This is a genomic window from Lactobacillus sp. W8093 (genome assembly GCF_016100925.1).
GTDB classification, from domain to species: Bacteria; Bacillota; Bacilli; order Lactobacillales; family Lactobacillaceae; genus Lactobacillus; species Lactobacillus helsingborgensis.
Map to the genome: position 1 here is coordinate 54,186 of NZ_JACFRL010000003.1, position 10,477 is coordinate 64,662.

General features: G+C 37.4%; 1 protein-coding gene. It reads left to right on the plus strand.

What is annotated here, in order from left to right:
- Positions 1-204: 204 nt before the first annotated feature.
- Complete coding sequence (locus H3T47_RS02730; protein ID WP_199282465.1) at positions 205-10,371, plus strand: SLAP domain-containing protein; 10,167 nt, start codon at positions 205-207, stop codon at positions 10,369-10,371.
- Positions 10,372-10,477: the final 106 nt, after the last annotated feature.

Genomic DNA, 10,477 nt, shown 5'->3' on the forward strand with positions numbered 1-10,477 from the left:
AAATTATTAATGTTATTTTATATCAGAATAAACCTATTATTTATAGTAAAGTTAAGATATTTTAAAGTTATTTAAAAAAACTAAAGTTTTATTTTTTATCTATATGTTATTTAAGATTAGTTTATAATAAATACTATATTGACAATTATAATGCCTAGCATTAAAATATTGCTATAAATAGTATTTTTGAGAAAGGATTATTTTATGCTAGGTAAAAATAATAATAAAGAAAGAATACGTAAAATGGAAATGCAGGCAAAGCAAGACCACTTCTCAATTCGTAAATTGACAATTGGTGCTGCTTCTGTCTTGCTCGGTTTTACTTTTTTTGGCTTGAATAGTCAGACCGCTAAGGCTGATACTGTTGATCCTGCAAAGGAAGAAATTAATACTAAAACTAATGAGTCTCAGACTGAGCTTGATCAAACAGCAGATAAAGCCCAAACTCCAAGTGAAAACAAGCAAAGTAACTCAACAAAAAAGGATGCAGACTTAACTACATTTTCTGGTCTGAGTTCTTTTTTAAAGAGTACCGATACTGAAAAACCGATCACTTCAGGAAAAGATTCTACAGACAAAACTGAGGATTCCAAGACTGATGATCCAAAAGATAAGGACAAGGATAAGGGTAATACTGTTGACGACAGTTCAAAAACCCCTGATCAGGATCAAAGTAATGCTAAGGATCCATCTAAGACTGATGATGACACAAATCAGGATACTTCAGAAACGAATGATCCTGAAAAAACTGATTCTCAGGATCCTGAATTAGTTGATAAAGATGCAAAAAAAGATGCTACCAGTACAATTGCTGAGGTAAAAAATTGGGACGCTTTTTGTGATGCTTTACTTAGTGCAAATGTGAGCGAAATTCGTATAATGAATGATATTGCTCCCACAAAAGATGGTGGACACGTGTCTATTGGTAGAGTTCCCGGAAGAACGCTGCGCATCATATCCGATGGGGATACGCGACATTTAATTGATTTTAAAGGATACCATCCTGAAATTGTTACGAATAGTTCATTTGACGTAACTTTTGAAAATGTTGCAATGAAAAGTGCAGACTATTATGGCGTATTTGACACTGGTGGGCTAAATAGTAGACAAAATGCCAATATCACATTTAAAAATACGAAATTTGAAGGTTCTCAGCTAATTTATTCTGGTCGAAACACTCACATCTTCTTTCGTGGTGATAATGAAATAAGAACGATTAAAACACCTTATTATGATGGTGGACCATCTGACAGAAACAACCAGCAGTTATTTCAATTCACGGGTTCAAATTGTAGTGTTGAATTTGTAGACGGTACATTCACAGGCTCTACTTTTGGCGGCAGCATGATTGAAATGGAAAGCGATAATGACGTTGTTACGGTTGATCAAGGTGCCATTGTTAATTTGACGCCCTTATTAGAGTATGACGGTTCTCATGGTTCAAATGGTGAATGGGGAAGACCATTTACTGTTATTGCTATTACTGGTAGTGGCACCGTAAACGTTGCGGGTACACTAAATATTAATATGACTGATAACTCAAAGGCAAATCCATATAAAGGAACTCGCAATGACAATAAATGTAGAGCCATATATTTACGGAATTCTAAATCTAGCTTCAATATTGAAACCAATGGTACAGTGAATATTACCACTAATGGTAACATCAGTGACGCAAATGGTGGTGGCTACCTTATTTATGATGGTGGTAATTTTAACATTAAACCTAAGGGTACCTTAAATGTCAAAGGTCAGGACATGGGTGACTATAAAGGAACTTTAGTCTTAGTTAAGGGTAAAGCTGATGTTGAAAACGGTGCTTTTAATATTGTTCTCGGTGGTTCCACCGACATTGATAACCGGCCAAGCGCGGGAAATGGCGCTATTACGTTAGTAGACGTTCAGGGTGGTACTTTAATTGTCAATAACCCCACCTCTCTAATTTTGAATGCGCAGGCTAACAAGAATCCAGATACCAGTATCGTTGGTGAAAATAATATTACTATAACAAACGTACGGCAACAATTCGATCTTACTAATTTAAACATTGGACTTGGCAAACTTACTTTACCGCCATTCCACGTTTTAAATGTTAGAAAAAAACGGGGAGGCACCATTCTTGTAGACAAACTTGAGCTATTGAATGGGAAAACGCAGCTAAATGTTGATAAATTAAATGAATTAAAAGCCAAGATAGCACTTGCTGGTATTGATTTTGCAAAATTACCTCAAGATGTGCAAGAATCTTTAAATGAAACTGCAGCCAGCAATAAAACTTTTGATGATCTCTTTATTGATATTATTCAAAGAGCATTCAACAATAGCAAAAACTTTGGCTATAATAATATTGCCTTTATTCCTGCTAACCCAAGTGGTTTTATGGACATTGACACCAGTAAAGTCACTGTCACTAGAAATGACGATGGTTCAAACACTATTACGGGTGCTGCAGGTAGTGTAATAAATTATAGCCCTGATATAGATGGTCCGGATGATCCTAAAGGCGACCCGAAAAAGTTTAAAAATCCATTTAGTTTGATTATGCCTGTGGCTACTAAGGCTTATATTGTTGCCAATATTGTTGATGATAAAAATAAGAAAACTATCTGGGCAGATGATTCTATAGCAAGTCCGTACCAGAATACGGTTGACGATGCCAAAAATGATACTCATAACCCCTCACTAAATCCTCTGCCAAAATTTTACGCTGCTGTGGTCAATGACGATGGTTCATTTACCATTAATATTCCGGCAGATAAAACCATTAAATTTAATAAAAATTATAGTATTGAGTTGTCTCCGAGTGCTAACTTCATTGGATATGATCCGACTGATACCAGTAAGCCTGTCAGAATAGGTTTGGATATTCTGACATTGAGTGAAGCTCGCGATCAAGCTGCCCAGGCTATTAATGATGCAATTAACACTGCTAAAAATAATAAGCCTAATAATTTGACAGATGAGCAAAATAAAGCATTTAATGACGCGATGACTCAAGCTGCTGCAGCAGCTTCAAAGACCATCAATAGTGCTAACAAGGACACATCTGTTTACTCCTCTGATGCAAATACGATTTCGATTGTAAACAAGCGTCGGGATGCTGCTTTAAAGATTATTGATGATGCGATTAAAGCTGCTAATGGCTCAGCTCAAATTGAAACTAATAAAACTAATGCCATTAATGAGTTGAATAATGAGGCAAGCAAACAATCTGGATATTATCCTTCACAAACTCAGGCAATTAATCAAGCGCGAGATAAGGCAATTGACCAGGTTAAGGCTGCACAAAATAACGATGATGTTGCTAGTGCTAGAGACGAGGGAATAAAGGCAATCGATCAGGTTGCTCTTGACTATAAGGCTTCTATCAAATCTGATCTTAATAAGCAGATTAAACAGGTAAAAACTGATATAGCAGAAACTGCAAAAGATTCTAACTTAAGCGACACTGAAAAAGAAGAGGTTAACAGCTTAGTTGATAGACTTAAGCGTCCAGAAGCAATTGCTGCTGACAAAGGTGACATTGATAAGGATTCTGATGAAAATTCGGTTAAAGGTCACCAAAAAGAAGCTCAAGATACGATTGATGCTCTTAAGAACACTATCAGTGCAATTAAAAAATTGCAAGATGCCGCTAAAGATGAAATTTCTAAGCACAGCGACAAAACGACTGATATTCAAAATTCTTTAAATGATGCTGTACATAAAGTCATCAATGGTGATGATCCTGACGGCACAAAGGGTCTTGAAGCGATCAAACAGGTATATGCAGATCAAGAAGCTGCCAATATTAATAAAGCAGCTGAAGCAGCCAAAAAGAGAGTGCAGAAATCAGGACTTGCAGCAGCAGATCAAGCAGATTACTTAAATGCAATCGATAATGCTGCTAAAATTGCTACTGCTAAACCTGGTGACCCAAGCTATGATGCAAGCAAATCTATTTACGGTACGTCAGATGGTGCGGCTATAAAGCAAAGAGAAGCTATAGCACAGACAGCTTTTGATAAAGCTGCAGCAAAGGCTGAAGTTGCAGGTTTTGCTGTTACTAACCAAAATGATTTATCAGTTAACTCAAATAGCGATATTGCAAAAGAAATTAGTGATGGGTTGGCAAATATTGATAAGGCAGCTGACTCTAGCGCAGTAGCAACTGCAGAAGATACTGCTAAAAAGAATGTGCTTAAAGCAATTTCTAAACAAAAATTAGCTGATGTCGAAGCTGATGTTGAAAATCAAATCAGCAACATTTCCGGCTTGACCGCTCAAAATATTGACGATGCCAAGAAGCAGGCCCAGAAGATTTTAAGCAATAATACCAATCCACTAGGATATACTCAAAGGGTTGATCAAGCTGACTCGCTTACAACAATTGACGGAGCCAGAAATGACGGTATCACTGCTCTGAACAATCTGTTGACTAAGCAGCAAGAGTTAGGTAAGCGTAACAATCAGGTAAGTGACGCTGTTGCACAAATTAGGAAAAAGCAACAAGAAGCAAATGATGCTATTGACAATACGCCAAACCTAAGTGACGAAGATAAAAAGACATACCATGATCAAATTAAGAAGGTTGCTGACGACAGTATTAACGGTTTAAGTAATATTGACACTGCAAAGATAGATGATGCCGTTACAACAGCCAAAGGTAAAATTGACAGTATAGTTGCTGATGCGCAGAATAAGGGCGATAGTGTAATCAAAAAGGCTCGTCAAGAAGCTACTCAGGCAATTGACGATGCGGCAAAGGCTGCCAAGCAAAAGATTGAAAGCATACCTGAGAGTCAACTTAGTCAATCAAACAAGAAACACTATGAAGATTTGATTGATCAAGATGCGCAAGCTGCCAAAGATAAGATTGCTGCTGCTCAAGATGAAGACACTGTTAAATCAGCTACTCAAGATGGTGCAAACAATATTACCAGGGACTTAAACGATGCACAGGTTTCTGCGGCACGTGCTAAAGCAATTTCTGATTTGCAAACTGCCAAGAATAAAGCCAGAAAGACCATATCTGACGCTCATGACAATAATGGCCCGCTTAAAGACAAGGACTGGGAAGACAAATTAAACCAGATTGACAATGCCTATGACCAAGCTGTTCAAGCAGTAACAGGTGACCTTAATGTTTCAGATATTAATGATGATGCTGATAAAGGCAAAAAGAATATTCAAAGCATTGTTGACAGTATCTCGGATGATGAAGCAACAAAAGATTTGGTAGCAAAGCGTGATGATGCTATTAAGAAATTAAGACAGGCTCGCGATAATGCGAATACTCAAATAACTACTGATCCTAATTTAAGTGTTACCGAAAAGAACGATTATTATAACCAAATCTCAAATGCCTTCAATAATGCTCAATCGGCTATTCAGTCAGCGGGTAAAGACGATATCGATGACGCTCTTACAAATGGTACGAGGAAGCTGACTGAAATTCAGGAAGCTGCAAACTTGCAGTCTGCCAAAGATCAAGCTCTAAATGACTTGCTTGCGGAAAGAAGCAAAATTAGAGAGCAAATTGGCAATATGGATCAAGTTACAAGTGATAATAAGAATCAGTTACGTAATAAAGTTGAAGAACAATACAATCAGGCAGTCAAGAACATTAATTCTGCAAGTACATCTTCTATTCAACAAGTTACTCAAGCAGCTCAACAAGGCAAAGCAGCTATTGATGATGTCATCAGCGATCTAAACATTAATAAAGTTATTAACAAGCAAAAACTTGATGAGTATGCTCAAAAAGCTATTGATCGCATTAGCAATGCAACAGATATTACTCAAGCTGTGAAGGATTCCACTATTGCCGGAATTAATGCTGCTCGTGATGAGGCGAAGGCTAATGTCGATAATGCAGAAAAGATCCCAGCTTCTAATCTTGCAGAACAAAATGGTGAACTGGCAATTGATGCGGCTGAAGCAAAAGGTAACGGTCTTGAAGGCTACAAGGAAAGTGCCATTGATCAAATTTCTACTGCCGCAGATGACGCTACTTCCCGTTTGACTGAAATTTATAATGGTCTTAGTGAAAGTGAACAAACAGCTGCTAAGGACGCATTTGATAACGCTATTAATACTATTCAGCAAAGTTCAAACGATGCAATTGATAGTATCAGGAACGCAACTAATAAAGACCAGGTAGAAAAAACTACTAAAGATGCAATAGCTACTATTAACAAGGCAGAAACAAGTGCTGACTTGGCTGCAGCCAAAGCTACCGCAATAACTGCAATTAAAGAAACGGGTGCTAAAGCAAATACCCAACTCACAAACCAAAAAGATAAGGATGCAGTCAAAGCTGTTACCGATCTTGGTGAGAAAGATATAAACTCAGCAAGTGATATTGCAACAGTTAATAAGATTAAAGGCAATACTATCCAAAGCATACAAAATATCCTTGATATTGCTTCTGCTTCTAATGCAGATGAAATAAGAGATCAACGTAATCAAGCAATTGATGAACTTGACCAAGCGCTTAATGGCGGCGGAAATTATGTTGGAGTCACTAATCAAATTGATAGCCTAACTGATCTAAGTAAAGACGAAAAGGATAAGTTTAAGAACCAGGCTCAAGAAGCGCATGACCGTGCTGTAGCCAAGGTTGATGGTGCCACTGCTGACCAGATAGATACGGAAAAGAATACTGGATTAGTGGACATTAACAAGGCACTATCTGATGCTAAATTGCAAGCAGCTAAAAACAAGGCTAAGTCTGACTTGGACCAAGCAGCAATTGATGCTGGTAAAAATGATCCAACTGACCAAGATGCTATTAACAACGAACGTGATAAGGCTAAAGACAAAATAGATCAATCAGATACTATTGACAAAGTTAATAAAGCTAAAGAAGAAGGCCAAAGTGCTATTACGGGTATAGAGCAGACAGGTAAGGATACTCAACTTGCAAATGATAAAGCTGCAGCTAAAAATGATCTAAAAAGTGCTGCGGACAAGCTGCAACAACGGATTGATCAAGATTTAGCCGATAAGAAACTGGGTCAAGACCAATATGATAAGCTGAAAGAAAAAATTGATCAGGCTCGTTCAGATGGTGAAACTAGGATAAACTCGGCCACCGATAGAGGTAGTTTGTCTAATGCCCAGAACCAGAACAAAAATGATCTAAGTCAAATCGGCGCTGAAATTGGTAAAGAAGAATCACTGACAAATGCGTTAACTCAGTTGCAAGATGCCGTCAATAAGGCTTCTGCTGCAGCAGACGAGATCGCTAAGGATGATCAAAATCTGGCTGATCAAATGAGAGATCAGATCAAAGCTGAACGCGATCAAGCTGCGCAAAACATTCAAAGTGCTAAAAATGATGTAAATGATCCTAACAATGCTATGAATCAGGCCGCACAAGATGGGGTTTCAGCAATCACTGGCTTAACTGATCGTTTTGAGGAAAAGAATACTGCCATTAACAAGCTAAAGGATTATGCTGAACAAGCTAAGAGCAGCTTACAAGGTAATAATCTTGATGCTAATGAAATTAGCCAAGGCGAAAAAGATATCAATAACGCTCTGCAAGGCGCTATCAGCAACATATATGGCGCTAAAGATAGTGACAATTTAGATAATATTGAAAAGGCCGGCGAAAAGGCCATCGATCAAGCTAAGTTGCCAAGTGATTTGCTAGCTGAAAAGAACAAGCAGATTGCTGCTATTGATGATTATGTCAAAAGAAAAGATGATATCAGTTCAGTTGCCTCTAGTTTAAGTGATGAGCAAAAGGCTGATTTGCAAAAGCAACTTGATGAAGTTGTGCAAAGTACCAAAGACAAAATTAGCAAAGTTACCTTACCTGAGAATGCAACTGCATCTGACTTGGAGGCAGCAAAGAATAAGCTGTCTAATATCGAAAAAGGTGTTCCAGAAAATAATGAGCCAATTAACTTTGGCCAAGCCGGTGTAGATAAGATCTACGATATAGCTAAGAATAAACAGGATATTTACGAAGCTAAGCAAGATGCTATCAAAGAGCTGCAAGATATTAAGGATGAAGCTGATAAAAAGATTGAAGATTCTGGTTTATCGGCAGCTGATCAAGATACGGAAAAGCAAAAAGTACAGGATATCTTTGACAAGAGTAAGACAGAAATAAATGATATTCCTGTCAAAGGAGAGGATGGTACTACCGATAGAACTGCTGATGAAGTCAAAAACGATGCTCAAGCTATAATTGATAAGGCCAAGAACGGCTACAAAGATCCTTCAACTGGAAAAGATGTTCCTGGTATTTCAAATATTATTGACCAAGCAGATCTTGCCGGAGCCAAAACCCAGGCAGAAGGCCATTTGAAAGACAAGCAGAATCAGGCTCATGATATTATTAATAAGTCGCAGTTAACTGATTCTGAAAAGAAGGAAGCTATTAAGGCTATTGATGATGCTTATGATACTGAAAAAGCAAAAATTGAAGCTATTAAAGATGTTGACAATGTTCCAAAAGATAAAGATCACGTTGGAACTAGCATTGATCAGATTTGGCAAAATTCTTCTGAATGGGTTGTTAAAGATAAGCATGATGCTGTAAATGGCACTAATGGTTTGCAAAATGAATATGACAAATTAACTAGTGAGCAAAAAGCTAATCCAGACTATCAGGACTATATCAATGATATTATTGCTGGTCTTGCCGATATTAATAAAGCTGACAATATTCCGGATATCAGTTCTGCCTACGATAAAGGCATTACAGCTTTGAATAAACTTAAAGCTAAGGAAGAAATTAAAAATGCTGCTGACAAGGCAAAAACTGAGATTAAGAATAATAAAGATTTAGACGATAAAACTAAGCAAGATTATATTGATAAAGTTGATCAGCACGTTACAGAAAGTAATAAAGCAGTTGATCAAGTTAATGCACCTAGTGATGATCCAGCCGGTAAGAAGACTAATATTGATAAAGTAGTTGACACAGCTAAAAACGATATCCAAGTTGAGGTTAACAAGACAAATCAAATTAGCAAAGACAAGGCTGATCAGGAAATTGCTGATAAAGCAAAAGAGGCTATCGATAAGATTCATAAAGAATTTGGAGAAGATGCTGATACTTCTTCAATCCAAAATGCTTTTGATAAAAACAAACACACTGAAGGCAATTCTTATGATGAGATTCAAAAGAATAAACTGGAAGCGGAAAAGGAAATTGCCAAAGGTGCCGTTGATGATGCTGCTAAGAACGCTAAAAAGGATGTTGACAATAATAAGGGCAAACACCAAGATGGCACTGACTTAACTGACGGTGAAAAACAAAAGGTTAAGGATGAGATCGACCGTCAAAAAGATAATGCCAAAGATAAAATTGATCAATCAAATAGCAGTGATGATGTAGACAAGCACCGTGATGACGGGATAGATACTATTCATCAAGATAGTTCTGATCCGACAACAATTGATAAGGTTATTCAAAGCGGAAATAATAATGGTAGTGGTTCAGGTACTGGCGGTGGTTCTGCAGTAACTCCTGTAACTGATCCAAATAAGAAACCTGACGATAATGCCAACAACAATAAAGATGACGGTAAGAATAATGGTTCAGATGTTGATTTAAACAATTCTTCTGCAGTCGAATTGCTGCATAATGCCTACCTGTACGATGAAACTGGCAAACGGGCTAACCGGATTACTCTAGGTGTTGGTTCAATCCTGACTATCTATGGCACTAAGACGATAAATGGTAAGGAATACTACGTCTTAGTTGATCAAGGTGCCAAGAATAAGATGTACTATGTTGCTGTAGGCAATGCACAGGCTACTAAGCAAAAATTGACTCACAATGCGTATGTTTATAACCAGCTGGGCAAGCGGGTTAAGAAGGCAGGCGTTTACAAGAAGGGTCAGACGCTGAATACTTACGGCGATGCCGTTAAGATCCGCGGTAAGAGATACTTTACTATTGGCAAGAACCGTTTTGTCAAAGCAGCAAATGTTAAGTTGTTAACTGCTGCAAAATCAGCAAACGAAGAAGTTACGCCAACAAATGTCAATACTGTTGAGAAACCTGTTCAAACAGTTGCTAAGAGCTTAAAGCATAATGCTTACCTCTATAATGAAAGCGGCAAACGTGCGAATAAGCTGATCTTTACCGCAGGTTCCGTAGTTGAGACTACTGGCAAAAAGAAGATCAATGGTCGGACATACTATGCTTTACCTGATGGATTATATATAGCCAGTGGCAATATTGATGCCAAGAAGTTAAAGTTGAAGCATAATGCTTACACATACAACAAGTATGGTCATCGCGTAGGTAAGACAGTGCTAAAGAAACGTAAGTCAGTTAAAACTTATGGTAATTCAGTTAAAATTGGTCATAAAAAGTACTACACGTTAAGTAAAGGGAGGTTCGTTAAGAAAGCAAACTTTTAAATAACTAGAGTTTTAAAACATAAAGCTTAAATATCATGAAAGAAGTGTCACATTTGTGGCACTTCTTTTGTATTTGCGAATCAAAGATAATAAAAATCTTAATAAG

What these genes read in the sequence shown, in the direction of transcription:
- H3T47_RS02730 (WP_199282465.1), top strand. Translation starts at nt 205, where the DNA reads ATGCTAGGTAAAAATAATAATAAAGAAAGAATACGTAAAATGGAAATG.